General features: G+C 58.6%; 16 protein-coding genes and 1 tRNA gene. 8 read left to right on the forward strand and 9 right to left on the reverse strand.

The features are described 5' to 3' along the window. From LC354_RS12615 to LC354_RS12650, 8 genes are all read right to left on the reverse strand, one after another. On the reverse strand, positions 1-410 hold a 410-nt coding region (locus tag LC354_RS12615; RefSeq protein ID WP_223421634.1), incomplete at its 3' end, for a transposase. Between the two features lie 899 nt (positions 411-1,309). Then, the gene (locus LC354_RS12620; RefSeq protein WP_223424316.1) at positions 1,310-2,389 is read right to left on the reverse strand and encodes a LacI family DNA-binding transcriptional regulator; all 1,080 of its coding nucleotides are present in this window, start codon (positions 2,387-2,389) and stop codon (positions 1,310-1,312) included. A 57-nt stretch (positions 2,390-2,446) separates the two neighbouring features. Beyond that, positions 2,447-3,934 (reverse strand): glucosylglycerol-phosphate synthase, encoded by a 1,488-nt coding sequence (gene ggpS, locus LC354_RS12625; protein ID WP_223424318.1) that lies wholly within the window; start codon positions 3,932-3,934, stop codon positions 2,447-2,449. Positions 3,935-3,945: 11 nt separating this feature from the next. Continuing rightward, positions 3,946-4,722, reverse strand: coding sequence for an HAD-IIB family hydrolase (locus LC354_RS12630; RefSeq protein WP_223424320.1), 777 nt, complete (start codon positions 4,720-4,722; stop codon positions 3,946-3,948). Next, the gene (locus LC354_RS12635) at positions 4,719-5,861 is read right to left on the reverse strand and encodes an NAD(P)H-dependent glycerol-3-phosphate dehydrogenase (RefSeq protein ID WP_223424321.1); all 1,143 of its coding nucleotides are present in this window, start codon (positions 5,859-5,861) and stop codon (positions 4,719-4,721) included. The genes LC354_RS12630 and LC354_RS12635 overlap by 4 nt, the downstream gene beginning before the upstream one ends. A 617-nt stretch (positions 5,862-6,478) precedes the next feature. Next, entirely contained in the window at positions 6,479-8,287 is a 1,809-nt protein-coding gene (locus LC354_RS12640; protein ID WP_223424323.1) for an ABC-F family ATP-binding cassette domain-containing protein, read from the reverse strand. A gap of 106 nt (positions 8,288-8,393) precedes the next feature. Continuing rightward, positions 8,394-9,122: a GNAT family N-acetyltransferase gene (locus tag LC354_RS12645; protein ID WP_223424325.1), complete on the reverse strand. Its 729-nt coding sequence runs from the start codon at positions 9,120-9,122 to the stop codon at positions 8,394-8,396. Between the two features lie 69 nt (positions 9,123-9,191). After that, positions 9,192-9,635: an outer membrane protein assembly factor BamE gene (locus LC354_RS12650; protein ID WP_223424327.1), complete on the reverse strand. Its 444-nt coding sequence runs from the start codon at positions 9,633-9,635 to the stop codon at positions 9,192-9,194. A 104-nt stretch (positions 9,636-9,739) separates the two neighbouring features. Between LC354_RS12650 and LC354_RS12655 the strand changes: the two genes are divergently transcribed. From LC354_RS12655 to LC354_RS12690, 8 genes are all read left to right on the forward strand, one after another. Next, on the forward strand, positions 9,740-10,294 hold the full coding sequence (locus LC354_RS12655; protein ID WP_223424329.1) for a YceD family protein: 555 nt from the start codon (positions 9,740-9,742) through the stop codon (positions 10,292-10,294). A gap of 216 nt (positions 10,295-10,510) precedes the next feature. After that, entirely contained in the window at positions 10,511-10,717 is a 207-nt protein-coding gene (gene rpmF / locus LC354_RS12660; RefSeq protein WP_223424331.1) for a 50S ribosomal protein L32, read from the forward strand. 35 nt (positions 10,718-10,752) lie between these two features. Beyond that, the gene (gene plsX, locus LC354_RS12665) at positions 10,753-11,844 is read left to right on the forward strand and encodes a phosphate acyltransferase PlsX (protein ID WP_223424333.1); all 1,092 of its coding nucleotides are present in this window, start codon (positions 10,753-10,755) and stop codon (positions 11,842-11,844) included. After that, positions 11,841-12,812 (forward strand): beta-ketoacyl-ACP synthase III, encoded by a 972-nt coding sequence (locus tag LC354_RS12670; protein ID WP_223424335.1) that lies wholly within the window; start codon positions 11,841-11,843, stop codon positions 12,810-12,812. The genes plsX and LC354_RS12670 overlap by 4 nt, the downstream gene beginning before the upstream one ends. Before the next feature lie 117 nt (positions 12,813-12,929). After that, on the forward strand, positions 12,930-13,232 hold the full coding sequence (gene ihfA / locus LC354_RS12675; protein WP_223424337.1) for an integration host factor subunit alpha: 303 nt from the start codon (positions 12,930-12,932) through the stop codon (positions 13,230-13,232). 4 nt (positions 13,233-13,236) lie between these two features. Next, positions 13,237-14,298, forward strand: a complete 1,062-nt coding sequence (locus tag LC354_RS12680; RefSeq protein WP_223424339.1) for a MerR family transcriptional regulator — start codon at positions 13,237-13,239, stop codon at positions 14,296-14,298. A gap of 67 nt (positions 14,299-14,365) precedes the next feature. Continuing rightward, positions 14,366-14,442 (forward strand) — tRNA-Pro (locus LC354_RS12685). Between the two features lie 73 nt (positions 14,443-14,515). After that, on the forward strand, positions 14,516-15,592 hold the full coding sequence (locus LC354_RS12690; protein ID WP_223424341.1) for a 2'-deoxycytidine 5'-triphosphate deaminase: 1,077 nt from the start codon (positions 14,516-14,518) through the stop codon (positions 15,590-15,592). A 46-nt stretch (positions 15,593-15,638) separates the two neighbouring features. Here the strand turns inward: LC354_RS12690 and LC354_RS12695 are convergent, their stop codons facing one another. Continuing rightward, complete coding sequence (locus LC354_RS12695; protein ID WP_223424343.1) at positions 15,639-16,865, reverse strand: hypothetical protein; 1,227 nt, start codon at positions 16,863-16,865, stop codon at positions 15,639-15,641. Positions 16,866-16,954 lie beyond the last annotated feature (89 nt).

A 16,954-nucleotide genomic window follows, 5' to 3' on the forward strand; every position in this document is an offset into this window, starting at 1 on the left:
TCAGACAGAGCCGCCCGGTTCTCTGCGGTCGCCAGTCCCTCGGTCTCGAACCGGCCCATCTGCGACGTGGATGCGGCATGCGCATCGACGGCACGGCCACCGACAACCTGGCGCATCACGGGATCGAGCGCGAGACGGTCGGCGTCATTGACGTCCCCGTATCCTGCCAACCGGCCGTAGACCGATTGCCGAAACAGCCCGTCGAGCCGGTGGATCGTGTTCTTGCCACGGCGATTATCGCACAGGGCAGCAGACGCCAGATTGGACAGACCGAGCGCGTCATCAAGCTCGCGCATCACCAGAAGGCCGCCATCCGAACTGAGCTGAGCGCCCCGGAATTCCAGCCGCACGCGAGGGTCAAAATCCACACGATCTGCCCGCTGCAAGCCCGCACCCTCTGGGTGATCCATGAAACACATCCTCCGCAGCAACCAACGCCATGATATATATAGAAAATATCACGTTCAAGACAGCGAAATCAGAGAGCTACTTGGGGAATGCGGGTGGAAAGTAAACTTTGCTGACGAATATTGTCGGCGTGGCGCCGGTCCGATTGTTCATTACGATCCAAAGTTACAAGAAATCTGGAGTTAATAAAAAAGTAAGTTGAAGTTTCGTTTTTGTTCAAATCGTCGGACGCCAAAAGCGATTCAAACACGGTCTGATAATACTTTTAAACACTATCCCTGTCCGGATGATGCACGATGTAATCACTATGTTTTTACCTTACAAATTTAGAGGATCGAACGTCGGCTTGTCGTGGTCACTTTTGAGTATCCTATGATATACCCATGTCAAAACTTGCGTTCGATCCTGCCTCGGAAGGCTCTTCTCAAAAAAACCCAAACCCGAAATTGATGTTTCCAGACCTCTCGTTGTGCTTTGAAAGTAAATGTTGCCCAAAAGAATCCGGTAGCTGTTCCATACTTTAACAGGAGTTCTTGAGCGAAGTGGGTACCCGGCAACGCCGGATCAACGCTGTCTCTGTAGCGTTTCGGATTAACTTTGTCCGCCACCGTTACTTACGGCCCGTTGAAGGCTTTCAGCTTTCATCCCCTCCCGTTCAAAGGGAGCATCAAAATGATCGGCAATCTCATCGGTCGAAAACACCCGAGGAGAACCATCAGAAACATTTCTGACTTCCAAGGCCCGCAGCGTCCGAAGCACCTCATCGGACTTGGCATGAGCGCTCTTCTTGTCCTTTGCGTTCTTTTCTGGTTCCGTCCATGTTGTCCATCCTCGGCCCATCACGCCTACGCACATTGCTAGCCAACAGAGAGGCCAGGCGTTGCGAACGGCAGCGTTTGGATCAAGACAGCATCGCCCGTCCGGAAACTGGTGCATACTCTGACGGGGCTGCGGAAGGCAGTTCCTGGGTGACCAAAGCCTGATCGAGAACAAAACCCGACTCCAACAAGCGAACGTCCGGCGCAGTATCGGGCGTGCCAATGTGTTGCGTCAGCCGTTTCGCCGCTTCGCGTCCCAGCGCAGCGGCCGGAGTGGTCAAGGTAGCGAAACGATCGACGCAGGCTGCGGGTTCAAGCCAGCATAATCCGTCATCATAGGACACATATGTCATGTCCCTGAGCGCGTTCGACTTCAGGTGCATCAAGCCTGCGGCTACGCCCACAGCTATTAGCGAACATCCCACAATTAGTGCTGTCGGAGGCGCCCTCATCTGCGACAACGTTTCGACGACTCGCATTCCGAACGGCAGCGTGCGTGTCCCATTCTGCACCCAGCCCGGCGCCCCTTCGAGCCCCGACGCGCGCATGGCGTTCGAATAGGCGGCGACTTGAGATTGCGTCATAACGCTGTCTCTCGGCCCCGTAATCAGCGCAATCCGGCGATGCCCCGCTTCAACCAATGATGCGATGGCGGCCTGCATCGCCAACCCGTGGTCATAATCCACAGCGCTCACCGGACTGTCGTGGCCACAAAAGTTCCCCTGCACAACGACAGGAAAATCGTGTGCCGCGGTTGCGCAGAAGGCACGATCTTCGTGCGTGGGCGCCGTCAGGATTGCGCCTTCGAGGTTGTTGTCCCTTGCAAGGCAGGCAATCTGTGAGTCCCCCGGCCGGAGCTTTGGTTGCCGTACAACCCAATCGAAGTTGTGCCGTTCCAAAACCTCGGCTGCACCGGACAAAAAGGCGCAGAACAAAGGGTCACGCAATCCCTGCCCATCTCCCTCGGCGGCGACAATGGCAACGCGACGCGAGCGTCCGGTCGCCAACGATCGCGCACGACGGTTTGGTTTATATTCATAGGCCTTCGCGGCCCGGAGGATCCTGTCGCGGGTCTTGACCGAGACCTCCGGGTAGCCATTGAGCGCGCGGCTGACTGTCGTTTGCGAAAGACCAAGCGTCCGCGCGAGCTCTTTGAGGTTCATCGGTTTACTCTCCGCACGGCATACCTGCGGAGGGTCAGTCCGCAGGTGGCTTGGCCGTCACTCGGCGGCAAACGTCTTGTCGCCGCCGCGGCGAAAACCGATGGGTTTCCACGTCTTGATGTCTGTTTCGACAACAGCCTGCCGCAAGGCTTCCATGCGTCGCCTCCGTTCGTCCTCGGGCATGGCAATGGCCTCTTCGACAGCGCGATCCATGGACCGGTTCGAGAATGGGTTTGCAATCACGGCATCGTCCAGCAAAACGGCCGCGCCTGCGAATTCCGACAGCACCAATACGCCGTCCCCATCCGTGCGGGACGCCACGAATTCCTTGCAGACAAGGTTCATCCCGTCCGCCAAGGGGGTGATCCATGCCACGTCAGCCGCGCGATAATAGGAAATCAATTCGGTGAACGGGATCGCGCGTGAAATGAGAGTGACAGGCTGCCATTCCAAAGTCCCGAAGCGCCCGTTGATGCGTCCTGCGATCTGCTCGATTTCGTTCTGGATTTGCTCATAGGCCGTCATGTTGCGATTGGCCGAGACCGAAACATGCATCAGGCGGATCTTCTCTTTCAGGTCCGGCCGCCGCTCAAGAATACGCTCGAAGCTCAGAAGCTGTTCGATTCCGCCCTTTGTATAATCGGTGCGCCCGACAGACAGCAGCAGTTTCGTATCCCCAAGCTCCTGGCGGATTTCTTTGGCCTTGGTACGCGTTTCTTCCGCCGCCGCCAGTTCCTCGATATAGTCGATGTTCACACCGACGGGTGCGACACTGATGTGCGTTTCACGACCTTCATGTTCCAGCATGGTGGGCTGCACGCGTTCGGTGAGTGCGGTGCCCTCTGAAATCCACTTGTCAGGCACCCTGCCCCGCCCTGTCACCTCGACATCGAACAGGCTGCAGGCCACAGATACGAAATTCGCGGCATAACGCGGGATATGAAACCCGACATCATCGCAGGCCAGCAAGCTGGAAACGATCTCTCTCCGCCAGGGCAAGACGTTGAACACGTCGGCCGCGGGAAAAGGAGTATGGTGGAAAAATGATATCTTCAGATCGGGCCGCAACTGCCGCAAGTATCCAGGAACCAGCCAGAGGTTGTAGTCATGCACCCAGACAACGCCACCCAACGCAGCTTCTTCGGCGGCCGCTTCGGCGAATTTCCAGTTGACGGTGCGGAAGTTGGCCCAGTCCACAGGGTCGTAATTGTAGCGCTCCTTGAACCCGTGCAAAATTGGCCAGAACGCCTCTTTCGACGTGATATGGTAAAACTCGCGCACCTGTTCGGCAGTGAGCGGCAACCGCGAGACCGAGTAGTTACCGTAGTCATCCTCAATCTCGATCCGCTCTTCGAATTCCGGGTTGGCCGGGTCTTCGGCCAACTTCCAAGCGACCCAAGCCCCGTGGGTGACCCCGCCAAAGAAGCTTTTCAATGATGGCACGATCCCGTTCGGGCTCTTGTTCTCACGCAGAACGGTCTTCCCGTTTTCCGTGACCTCTTCGTAAGGCTGGCGATGATAGACGATGACAAGGTCGGATGACATGGGAATACTCCTTATGCGACGGGAAACATGCGGAAATGCGTTATGGCTTCTGCGATGCCGGTCACACCCGGACCATCAGCATGATACACATGATCAATGCCACTGATCCGCTCGACCAGTGCCGCTTCGGAATTGCCGACGGCAACGGCTGGCAGACCAACGGTCAGCATGGACAGATCGTTCAGCGTGTCACCCGCCGCCAGTGTGCGGCTCTCGTCGACGCCTAAATGATCAAGAAGTCGGCGCAAGGTCGGACCTTTGCTGATCCCTTTGGGCAAGACGTCGAAAAAGCGATTGTCGGACACCAGCGCATCCAGCCCCATGTCTTCGATCAGGCTCACCGCACGGGGATCGAAAGCGTTCGGATCGAGATCGTAGCTTAGCCGGTATCGAAAACTGGTCGGCTGCAAAGCAAGGCCGGGCATATCGGCCAGCGCATCTCTGACGCGGTCGCCGGCATCACCCCACGCCTTGGAGATATGATCTTCAAGCGCAACGATGGGAGTGATCTCGTGATCGTCCGACACCGATGCGATTGTGGTGCCGACGTCGCCCACCAGGTAATCCGGCCTCGGTACATCGCCGTTTTTACAGAGATCGCGAATGAAGTCCGGATCACGTCCTGTCACAAAGATCAGGCCGACGCGCATCCGATGTGATTCGAGCCAGCGATAGAAGTCCTGACGTGCGGTTTTGTCACCGCCAAGAAAGGTACCGTCCAGATCGGTGGCGAGCACAAATTCCTTTTTGGAGATATGGGTCGTCGCGAATGTTTCACGGCGGGTCATGATATCCTTTCTGCAAGCGTTGCAATATCTTTGTCAGATGAAGGGTGATCGAAGGCGACATCCATGCCGCGCGGTTCTGCTTCGATCGGTCGTGACCAAAGAGCGGCGAACGCGACACCAATATCGACACCATCGTGCAAAATGGAGCGCACGGTCTCGCAAATCGGCATGGAGATGCGCAAACGCCGTGCGAGGTCGGTCACGGATTTCGCATTGACCTCACCTTCGACAACGACCGCACGACCTTCGAAACAGTCCGCGCGCGCAAGCCCCTGGCCCAGTTGCTGACCAAGCGCCATATTGCGGGAGGTTGTGCTGGAACAGGTCAGCGCCAGATCCCCGATTCCCGATAGCCCGGTCACCGTTTCCCGGCGACCTCCGACAGTCTCCGCCAGCACTTTCATTTCGTCGAGACCGCGCGTAATCAACGCCGCCCGCGTATTTTCGGCAAAGCCTGCGCCCGTCATCATGCCGCAAGCGATTGCGATCACGTTCTTGACCGCGCCTCCGATTTCGACCCCTACCAGATCATCCGAGACATAGGCCCGGAAACTCTCTGTCGTCAGCGAAAGCGCCAACCGGGCCGCGGGGCTCTCCTCAGGGTGCAACCGGTCTGTATAGGCGAACGGAAAGGCCACTGTCGCGGCTGTCGGGTGCCCGAGCGCGGTTTCGCGTGCGAAGGTCGGGCCGGAGACGCAGCCGATCGGGCGGTCGCCCAGTTCTTCCTTTGCCACCTGCGCCATCAGTAGGCCGGTATCTGCCTCGATTCCCTTGGCGCAAACTGCGATTGGCATGGCCTCCGGCGCATGTGCAGCGACGAGACGAGAAACGGCGCGCACGCCGCGCGAAGGAACGACGAGCAAGGCGACCTCGGCGTCTTTCAGAGCTTCGGCCATATCGTGCGAGCCCCGGAGTGTGCCGGGCAGTGCAACATCAGGCAGATGTCGCGTGTTCATCGATTGTGAGTTGATCGCATTGATCACGGCAAGGTCGCGCCCCCAGAGTGTGGTCTCGACACCGGCCCGGGCCAAAGTCGCGGCAAGTGCTGTGCCCCAGGACCCGGCACCGATAACGGCCGCCCGTTGATACCGGCGGGCGCACGCCAGATGAGGATCGCCGGAAAATTGCTCATGCTTCATTACTGGCCTCACTGCGCGTTAGCGCTTTTGATATTATACGCCGAATGCGGATCCGAATGATCTGAACGACTTTAGCGTTTTGTCTGCTGTCAGATGTGACCAAGGCGGCACCTGTCAACGCTGCGCGCGCAGAAAACTACACTTTTAGGTTATTTTCACAACTTTCGATCCATCTTCTGCACAAATTCGCATCGGTATTGCGTAATAATTAGGCAATATTGCGTCGCATTCAGAATATAAATATGTCGCATTCAGACCTTTTCTGCAACTGCATTGTGGTTGCTTTGACAGGCATATGCGCGGCTGCGCGCCCCTCTTGCGACCGTGGAAAATTCGCACGACTTTTCCTGTCATACATCGATGAAGACGAAATTTAACGCGCTCGAACACAGAATGTTCCGCAGGCACACAAATTGCTTTGGCGACGTCTCTATACGGATCGCTTTCTCGGCAACCCGTACCTTTGAAAAGGCGGAATGGTGTATTGGCGTCGCCACATGACCCCATATTTGGCAATAAGCGGTTTACCCGAAAAATGGTGCGAAGTGACGCAAGCACTTCTACTTGCGCAGACTTGTCAGCTGCTGGAGTACCAATAAAAGAAGCAGACTCCGGCCCTATGCGCTGGCCTTTTCCTCAAGCTCGAGCCATTCCAGCTCGGCCGTTTGCAAGCGCTCGTGACGTTCGACCAACGCATCGGTGGCTTTCTGAAACTTGACGGGATGGGACGTAAAAAGGTCCGGATCGCTCATAAGTTCTTCAAGCTTTGCAATCTCCGCCTCAAGGCGCGCAATCTCGGCTGGCAGGTTTTCCAACCGGTGCTTTTCTGTGAAACTCAGCGTCTGGCCTTGCTCCGTTTTCCGCTTCTCCTTTGGCGCGGAAGTTTTTGATTTCCCGGTGCTTTCCCATGATTTGTCCGTGCCGCGCTGCGACCTGTAATCGCTCCACCCGCCCGCGTAGGCCGTGGCTTTTCCGTCACCTTCCATCGCGATGGTCGTGACCGCGACACGGTCCAGAAAATCCCGGTCGTGGCTGACCAGCAGCACCGTGCCATCATACTGGCCGATCAAATCCTGAAGCAAATCCAGCGTCTCGACATCCAGATCATTCGTCGGTTCGTCCAGCACCAAAAGGTTGCTTTGGCGCGCCATGATCTTGGCCAGCAACAGACGCGCCTTTTCGCCTCCCGACAGGGATTTGACCGGGGCACGGGCTTGCGCCTCGTCAAACAGGAATTCCTTGAGATAACCAACAACATGCTTGGGATTGCCGCGTACCATCACCTGATCCGCCTTGCCGCTCACGCGCATATCCGGATCACCCGTGAGGCTGTCCCAAAGGCTGATCTCGGGATCAAGCTGGGCGCGGGCCTGATCGAAAATCGCAATCTCCAGATTGGTGCCCAAAGTCACCGTGCCGGTGTCAGGCGCCAACTTGCCAACCAATATGTTCAGAAGCGTCGTTTTGCCCACACCGTTCGGACCGACAAAGGCAACCCGGTCGCCGCGCTGTACCTTGAGCGAAAACGGCTCAAGGATCACCTTCTCGCCAAATTTTTTCGAAATATCGACCGCTTCCATGACCTTGCGGCCCGATTTCGGACCCGCCTCAAAGGCCATGGCCGCAGCACCCTGACGGGTGATCTGCGACGCACGCTCGGCACGCAAATCCTGCAAGGCCCGCACGCGTCCCTGGTTGCGCTTGCGCCGGGCCGAAATGCCCTCAACTGCCCACCGCGCCTCCGCCTTGATCTTGCGATTGAGCTTGTGGCGCTGGGTGTCTTCTTCTTCCCATGTGGTATCGCGCCAGGCTTCGAAATTGTCGAAACCCTTTTCCATCCGACGCACCATTCCCCTGTCAACCCAGAGGGTTGCACGGGTAAGTTCACGCAAAAAAGCACGGTCATGCGAGATCAGGATAAACCCGGCCCGCGTCGTTTTCAGCTCGCTTTCCAACCAGCCGATCGCTTCGATATCCAGATGGTTGGTCGGCTCATCCAAGAGCATCAGATCAGGCGCTTCGGCCATCAAACGCGCCAGTGCGGCGCGGCGACGCTCCCCGCCAGATGCGGTTTCGACCGGGCGGGCGGGATCAAACTTCAACCCCTCGCCCGCGCGCTCGACCTTGTACATTTCGGACGGCTCAAGGCCATGAACCGCAAAATCCCCCAAGGTCGCGAATCCCGATAAATCGGGATCTTGTTCCATATAGCCAACCGAAACGCCGGGCCCTGCGACGATGTCGCCACGGTCCGCGTCCACGAGGCCTGCCATGACCTTCATCAACGTTGACTTGCCCGATCCGTTGCGCCCCACGAGGGCCACACGATCCCCGGGATGCACGACCAAAGACAGATTATCAAATACCGGGTCTCCCCCGAAAGTGAGGGAAATATCGGAGAGCTGGAGAAGGGGAACACGCGCCATGAATGCCAGCTAGTCGCTCCGGACAAAGGCGTCAACCAGCCGCGTCGCTTCACCGCGCAGGTCAGTCGGCATTCCACGCATTTTCAGCGGATCCTTTATCCGGGAATCATCCGGCGACAGCACGCAGCAGTCGTTTTCGGGCCGGGGGAATCGCCCTGATCTCAACGCCGGTGAAAACGTGCAGCGTGTTCATCTGCTGATCCACGACGGCGTGGTCGCTGACCCAGCCCCCCATCATCAGATAGGTGCGCAGCAGTGGCGGCATCCGCAGCATCGCCTTTTTAACATCGGGTTTGCGCCGTAACCGGGCGGCATATTTGAAAACAGTGGGGGCTTTGACACGCGGCAACCAGCGCTTGGGGGCCAGATGGTGCGCTTTGAGGATGGCGAAGGCGTCCAGATAATCGGCCGTTTCCGTCCCGTCGAAGGACGAACAGCCAAACAAAAGCGTCACGGCGTTATCGTCGACATATGCGGCCATCGCCCCCCACGCGATACGGAGCACGTCAGGATCGTTCAGATCCGGATCAATGCAGAACCGGCCCATCTCGACCATTTTGCCTTCGTAAGCAGCAAGCGCGCCAAGCTCATAGAATTGCGCGGAATAGCTCTGCGAAATCTCGGCGCCGGTTAGCGGCATCATTCGAAAACAACAAACCAACGCGTCATCCACGATGGAATGGATCAGAACATGGGTACAGGCTTGGTCATAAGCGTCGCTATCACCGCCCTGCTCCAGACCAAAGCATCGCGCCCGGAGCTGGCGTGCCGCCTGCATGTCACACGCTGTATGCGCTTGGCGCACAGTGTAGCGCCCCTTTTGAAAACTGATCATGTCACGCCCCTCGACCACGCTGCGTGACCGCAGACTAGCACACAGAGGGCTTACGGCTCATGGAACCGATCAACTGCCAAAGCCGGCCGCCCCGATGTTGCCAATGTTCCCCATCAACTGGCGCAACAGATTGACATCGGACACACCACTGGCCGTCACGCGCCGCGTCAATGGAACCACCTGTCCATTTTCGAGCCCGAACCGCTCGATGTTTTCGACGACCCCTCTTGAGTCGAACGTGATCGCAAGGACTTGCCGATCGATCTCCTTGGTTTCGCGCATGCCGAACGTCCTGGTCCGGCTGCGAACATAGTAAAAATCGCCGTCGCCCACGAGGCTGCTTGATGAAGGCGGCCCAACCGCTTCTTCGACTGTGGCGCGGGTGTCTCTGCCCACCACAATTTCCTGCAATTCCTCTTCGGGCGGGATGTAGCCGTGATTGCGGAAAGTCGGCGCGCAACCCGCCAGAGCAAGGGCCGTCATCAGCGTGATCAGTGTGGCGCAGGTCCGCATTTGGCCCCCCTTGGATTTCATCACCTCTTGCTCATCGAGCAATGGGCTTTTATCCCGACTTACTCAAGGATGGCCCCCGGTTCAAGAAACGAAAGTAAATACCCATGTCCAAGACCCCTCCATCGCGCACGGCATTGCGGGTCGCTGATCTGGCCCAGAACGCGCCGACGCCGTTTTTTTTGCAGCCGGATGCGGATGTTTTAGCCGCAATGGCCGACACACTTGATCTCAGCGGATTGCGCAAGGTGCGCTTTGTCGGCGCGGTGCAGGCCGAAGGCGCGCAAGACTGGCTGCTGACCGGCACCCTGGGCGCTACGGTCACCCAGCCCTGCGGCGTCACATTGGCGCCCGTCACCACCCGTATCGATGTGCCCGTGCGCCGTCTGTATCTGCGCAACTACGAAGAAAGCGATGCGCCCGAGGTTGAAATGCCCGAGGATGACGAGGCGGAACGGTTGGGCCAATGGATCGATCCCGAGGCTGTGCTGATCGAAGCTCTCAGCCTTGCTTTGCCGCTTTATCCGCGTGCAGAGGGTGTTGCGCTCGACGAAACCGTTCTGACCGAACCCGGTGTGGCCCCTCTGACGGAGCAGGCCATGCGGCCTTTCGCAGGGCTCGCAGCCCTCAAGGACCAGATGAAAGACGACGACGACACCTGATTCACCCTTGCGCCGGGGACAAAGATGCGTATTTTCGCGCTTTCACGATCTTTTGGGTTGGACATGCGCCGGGGCTTTGCCTAAACGCACGTCACACCGACAAGGTTGAAAAGAAATGCCCGCTGCCCGGGCACGAAACCGCGCCCGCAGCAGGGCACTCTGAAACACGCATCCGCAAAGTTGCGGCACTGCCCGAAATCCAAAAGGCCCACCCTAATGGCTGTGCAACAGAATAAAGTGTCCAAATCGCGCCGCAACAATCGTCGCGGCCACGACAGCTTGACACCCGCCAACCCCAACGAATGCCCAAACTGTGGTGAGCTGAAACGCCCCCACCACATTTGTGCGGCCTGTGGTCACTATGACGACAACGAGATTGTTGCCATGACCGAAGAGGTTGATCTGGAAGACGACGCAGCCTGATTGGCGCTGCGGGACAGAAGGCAGGCACCGCCCCCATGACGGCCCCCAAAAACGATCCGGCCGATCAGACTGGGCAGCTTGCCTTTCCCATCATACTTTCGATTGACGCAATGGGCGGGGACAATGGCCCCGCCGCTGTTGTTGCGGGCTGTGCCATTTCCGCTCAAAAAAACCCGCGCATCGGATTTATCCTGCACGGGCCCAAGGACGAGTTGCAGCAACTGGTGGCGCGCCGCAAGTCCCTTGAGGGGCGATGCGAGATTCGTGACGCCCGTGGCGTTGTATCGATGGAAGACAAGCCCAGCCACGTTGTCCGGACCGGCAAGGACACATCGATGTGGTCGACGGTCGAGGCCGTCCGTTCGGGCGAAGCCACGGTGGCGGTGAGTTGCGGCAATACCGGCGCGCTGATGGCCGTTTCGATGATCCGGTTGCGCAAGCTTCCCGGCGTGAACCGCCCTGCCATTGCAGTGCTCTGGCCCAGTCTCAATCCGCAAGGCTTCAACGTGATGCTGGATGTGGGCGCCGATATCCGGGCCGATGCCGATGACCTGCTGCGCTTTGCCCTGATGGGCGCGTCTTACGCGCGCAACGGGATGGATGTCGCGCGCCCGCGCATCGGCTTGCTCAACGTCGGCACAGAGGAACACAAGGGCCGCGCTGAGCTCAAGGAAGCCTTTGATCTCATCGGCGCGCAAGCCGACGCCGCAGATTTCGATTTCGTAGGCTTTGTCGAAGGTGGCGACATTCCGGGGGACGTGGCGGATGTCATCGTCACCGACGGCTTCACCGGCAACGTCGCGATCAAGACGGGTGAGGGTACGGCCGGGATGATCGGCACCCTGCTGCGCGAAGCGTTTCGCTTTTCGCCGCTGTCCCGGCTTGCCTCTTTGCTGGCCTACACATCCTTGCAGCGGCTGAAACAGCGTATCGATCCGCGCCGGGTGAACGGCGGCGTCTTTCTTGGCTTGAATGGAACTGTCGTAAAGTCACATGGCGGAGCCGACGCGACAGGTGTATCTTCCGCAATCAAGCTGGCAGCGCAACTGGCGGAACTGGGCTTTAACGACAAGTTGGCGGCACGAATCGCAAGTGCCACCACGCCCGCAGAGGAGAAAAAGACATGACCTTGCGCGCCGTTGTGCGCGGTGTCGGACATTATTTGCCGACCCGCGTCGTGGAAAACTCCGAGTTCGAGGCCAAGATCGACACCACGGACGAATGGATTCGCTCGCGCTCCGGGATTGAGCGTCGTCACTTCGCATCCGGCCTCGAAACCACGTCCTCCATGGCCACGTCCGCCGCGCGTGCGGCCCTCAAGGACGCGGGTCTTGAGCCAAATGATCTCGACGCCATCGTTCTGGCAACCTCGACGGCCGATCTGACATTTCCATCCGCCGCCACCATGGTGCAGCACCAGTTGGGCATGACACGCGGCTTTGCCTTTGATGTGCAGGCGGTCTGCGCCGGGTTCATCTATGCTTTGGCCAATGCCAACGCGCTGATCGTGTCGGGTCAGGCGAAACGAATCCTGGTGATCGGCGCGGAAACCTTCAGCAAGATCATGGACTGGACGGATCGTTCGACATCCGTTCTGTTCGGCGATGGCGCAGGTGCGCTCGTGCTGGAAGCGCAAGAGGGGGAAGGCACGGCACAGGATCGCGGTATTCTGTCCACCGATCTGCATTCCGACGGGCGTCACCGCGACCTGCTGTATGTGGATGGCGGAGTCAGCACCGGTGCCAGCGGATATTTGCGGATGCAGGGCAATCAGGTGTTCCGTCACGCAGTGGCAAAACTGGCCTCGACGGCGCATACGGCCATGGACCGTGCCGGCGTCACCGCAGACGAAGTGGACTGGATCGTACCCCATCAGGCCAATATCCGTATCATTCAGGGCACGGCCAAAAAGATGAACGTCCCGATGGACCGGGTCGTGGTGACCGTGCAGGATCACGGCAACACGTCGGCGGCATCGATTCCCCTCGCTCTGTCCGTTGGGCGCGATCGGGGCCAGATCAAATTGGGCGATTTGCTCGTCACCGAAGCCATCGGTGGCGGTCTCGCCTGGGGTGCGGTCGTCCTGCGCTGGTGATACCCTCCGTCACGCCCAAAGGGGCGAACAGTTTTTCGCCTTTTCTGTCTGCTGCAAGCCATTGATATTGACTCGGAATTTGTCCCGGCCCTATGCTCCGACCAAAAGGGATGGAAAATGGCCGAAAAGACTCTGACGCGTATGGACTTGAGCGAAGCGGTGTTCCGCGAAGTTGGTCTTTCCAGAAATGAAAGCGCGCAGCTTGTGGAAAGTGTGCTCGAGCATATGTCTGATGCACTCGTAAAAGGCGAACAGGTCAAGATATCTTCCTTTGGCACATTCTCCGTTCGGGACAAATCGGCACGCATCGGCCGCAACCCCAAAACCGGCGAAGAGGTTCCGATCAACCCGCGTCGCGTGCTCACATTCCGACCGTCGCACCTGATGAAAGACCGTGTCGCCTCGGGCAACAAGTCCTGATCTGATGCCAAAATCCGCCGATGCCTTTCGCACTATCTCCGAAGTGGCCGATTGGCTTGGGGTCCAGACCCACGTCCTGCGGTTTTGGGAAAGCAAATTCACCCAGATAAAACCCGTCAAACGGGCAGGCGGTCGGCGCTACTACCGGCCTGCCGACATGCTTTTGCTGGGGGGTATCCGCAAGTTGCTGCACGAAGATGGCATGACCATCAAGGGCGTTCAAAAACTCTTGCGTGAAGAAGGCATGGCCCATGTCGCCGACATGTCAGCGCCGCTAGATGATGAAACTGCCGCGCAGATTGACGACGATATTGCCCCAGATGCCGATTTTGTCGAAGCGGAATTCGCACATACAACTGCCGAAAATACAGTAACGCCCTTCGTCCCAATGGCCAAAGCTGAGCCGGAAGAGACAGTGATTGAACCGGCTGAACCGGCCCAAGCACCCGAACTCGACCCTGAACCCGAGCCTGAACCTGCCGTCACACATTCAGCGCCGGAACCCGACCTTGCGCCTAACGCATCGCCAAAGCCACCCGAACACACTCCGGTGGCATACGCGACGCAGGAAGCAGAACCGCAAGCCGCATCGTCCCCCGAAGCAGAGCCCGGTGCGGATGCACCGATCTCCGAAGAACCCGTCTTGGCCGCCTCGAAGCCAATCGAAGAGTCCAAGCCTGCACCAGAGCCTGTATTCTCCCGAACACCGGACCCTGCCCCGCCAGTGTCATCCGCAGATCTTGCAGACGAAACCGACGAGCCTGCCGAGTTGCCTGCTTTCCTGACCGGTCGCAGGCGAGAGCCCAGCCCAGCGGACGGACAACAGGCCGACGCAACGCCGCCGATGACCCCGCCCCCGGCAGAACCGCCCAAACCCAAACCCCGCATTGTCGACGTACCGGATGAACCGGACCCCGCGACAATCTCCGTTACCCCTTCGGCCTTGGGCATGGCGGCCCGGATAACACATCTGCGCCCCGAACAACGTGGTGCGATCCGCCCGCTTCTGGCTCAACTGACCGCTTTGCGCGATCAGATGGCCAGTGCTCGCCAAGACGCCGAATAAAGAGTCCCTTCCGCGTGCCACTTCCCCCTTGCCCCCGGCTGGAAATCGGGTATGACACGGCTCACGTCGGGCTATGGCGCAGCCTGGTAGCGCGTCCGTCTGGGGGACGGAAGGTCGCAGGTTCGAGTCCTGCTAGCCCGACCAATACCACCCGCCCCAGCGCTACGGGGCATCTCACTACCGCCCCTTTGGACATGTATATTAACGAGGGGTTGATATGACCGGCGTTCTTGCAGACACCCAGTTGACCCAAATGATCGCGCGCGCCGAGATTGCGGCCGATCCAGCCGTGATACCTGAACAAATCCAACCCGCCAGCCTTGATCTGCGCCTTGGACCGATCGCCTACCGCGTCCGAGCCTCGTTTTTGGCTGGCCACGGTCGTACGGTGGCCGAGCGTCTGCTGGAATTTGAGATGCACCGCGTGGATCTCAGCGAAGGTGCCGTGCTTGAAAAGGGCTGCGTCTATGTTGTTCCGCTGATGGAACGGCTGGCGCTGCCGGACGGCATCCAGGCAGTCGCCAATGCCAAAAGCTCGACCGGGCGTCTTGACCTGCTGACCCGGACCATCACGGATGGCGGAACGGAATTCGACCGCATTCCACCGGGCTATACCGGTCCGCTTTATGCGGAAATCTGTCCACGTTCTTTCTCCGTCCTTGTGCGCCCGGGCATGCGCCTGAACCAGATCCGGTTCCGCTCCGGTCATGCGGTGCTGAGTGACAGTGAACTGACGGCCCTGCATGCGCAAACCCCGCTCGTAGACGGTGATGATGCGGTGATTGACGAAGGTCTTGGATTTTCGGTCGATCTGCGTTTGCGCAGTTCAACACTCGTTGGATTTCGCGCCAAGCCGCATACTGGCGTGATCGATCTGGACAGGATCGGCCACTACGACCCGTCGGAATTCTGGGAAGAAGTGCATAGCACTCAAGGTCACATCATTCTTGATCCCGGCGCCTTCTATATTCTGGTAAGCCGCGAGGCGGTTCATATCCCGCCGGACTATGCCGCCGAAATGGCCCCCTATCTGGCGATGGTCGGCGAATTCAGGGTTCACTACGCAGGGTTTTTCGACCCCGGCTTTGGTCATGATGCAGCAGGCGGATCAGGCTCTCGCGGCGTGCTCGAAGTGCGCTGCCACGAAGCCCCCTTTGTGTTGGAGCACGGCCAGATCGTCGGACGGTTGATCTATGAGCGGATGGCAGAGCGGCCAGGTCAGCTTTATGGGTCAGGCATTGCTTCGAACTATCAGGGCCAGGGTCTGAAACTGTCGAAACATTTTCGGGTTTGATTCTAGCAGGGTCATCGCCCGCTCCATGAGCGTTCCGAAACCTGGGTCACGGGTCCGTCGGAGGCGTCTGCGGGGACGCATTCCCGTTCTCGGCCTTTTCAATTTTGAAGATTCGTTTTCCCGCCGCCTGGATCGACGCAAAGGCATCTTCGGCCATAAATCCGGACAGGAAAGCGACAAAGGCAACCGTATAGGGGCTCAGTTCCACGTCATTTGCCGCGCCACCCCCTTGGGTCAAGGCCAGCATACCCGCCCCTGAAAACAGGAAAATTGCAATTGCGGCGGCGATCCCCTCGCCCACATTCACAAACAAGCGTGACAGGGTCAGCGTCGAGGACGTCGTGGACGAATAGTATCGCCGTGAAAAGGCGACCACAGTGCCAAGCCCGCCCGCCGCAATGGTCACGATCAGCGTGAGAAAGATCGTGGGAAAACCCACCAATCGCATCAGAACGTCCGGCATGAAAGGCATGCTGAGCGACAAGGCCGACAAACGCGCGCGCGCGGACGACCCCAGCGGCAGCGTCTCTTGCGACGCTTTGATACTGTCTTCATGACTGTTCCATCGGGTCTGATGTGCCGCAATCCTGTCCTGAATGAGCTTGCGCCGCGCCTGTGCGTCGTGGGAGGCGGCATTCGCTTCGGCCAGGGCAAGCGACAGCGCATCGAGCATCCCGATCGCGCGCGTGCGCATCGCCTCGAACCTGTCCTTGGTATCCAGGTCAACATTATCGCCCTCAAATCCCTCGGCGGCTATATTGAGCAACGCGCGGATCCGGAAATCCGGACTCAGGTTACCAACTGTGTCGGGCTGGATTTGGGCGGTGATATCCATTTGGCTCACGACGGTTTCAAACTTACTGCGCCCGCGCCCGGGCAGATCGAACTGGAACTCGACGAGGTCGGCCGTCGTCGAATCGACCTGCGCCTGCAAGGCCGCCTTGGCTTGCGCGATATTGGCAAACGACTGTGCGACCTTGGAGTCCCATGAAGATACTTCCGCCCGGAAGGCCTGCATTTCTTCAGTCAGTCGTTCCTGGCGCGCTTCGAGAATCTGTTCGCGTTTGAGGATGAAGATCAGGTTGTCGATGTCTGAGGCGTCTGCAGGCGCGACCGACGCTCCATTGGTACTGGTGCTGACCTGCCAGCCGGTCCGGTAGATATAGCTGCCAAAACCGAACGCGACCATGGTGACAAATACCCCGTAGAGCAAGATCACCGTAATGCCCAAGGAAACGGAGGATACACGGGCTCCCGAAAATTTCTCGGCCATAGCGTACTTCCCTTTGTTGAATGGGGTTTACGCTAGGTTACTCTTTTTCACGGATCAACGGTGGATTTCCTTACCAGCCGCTCAGGTCT

It is taken from the genome of Tateyamaria pelophila (assembly GCF_019966495.1).
Lineage (GTDB): Bacteria > Pseudomonadota > Alphaproteobacteria > Rhodobacterales > Rhodobacteraceae > Tateyamaria > Tateyamaria pelophila.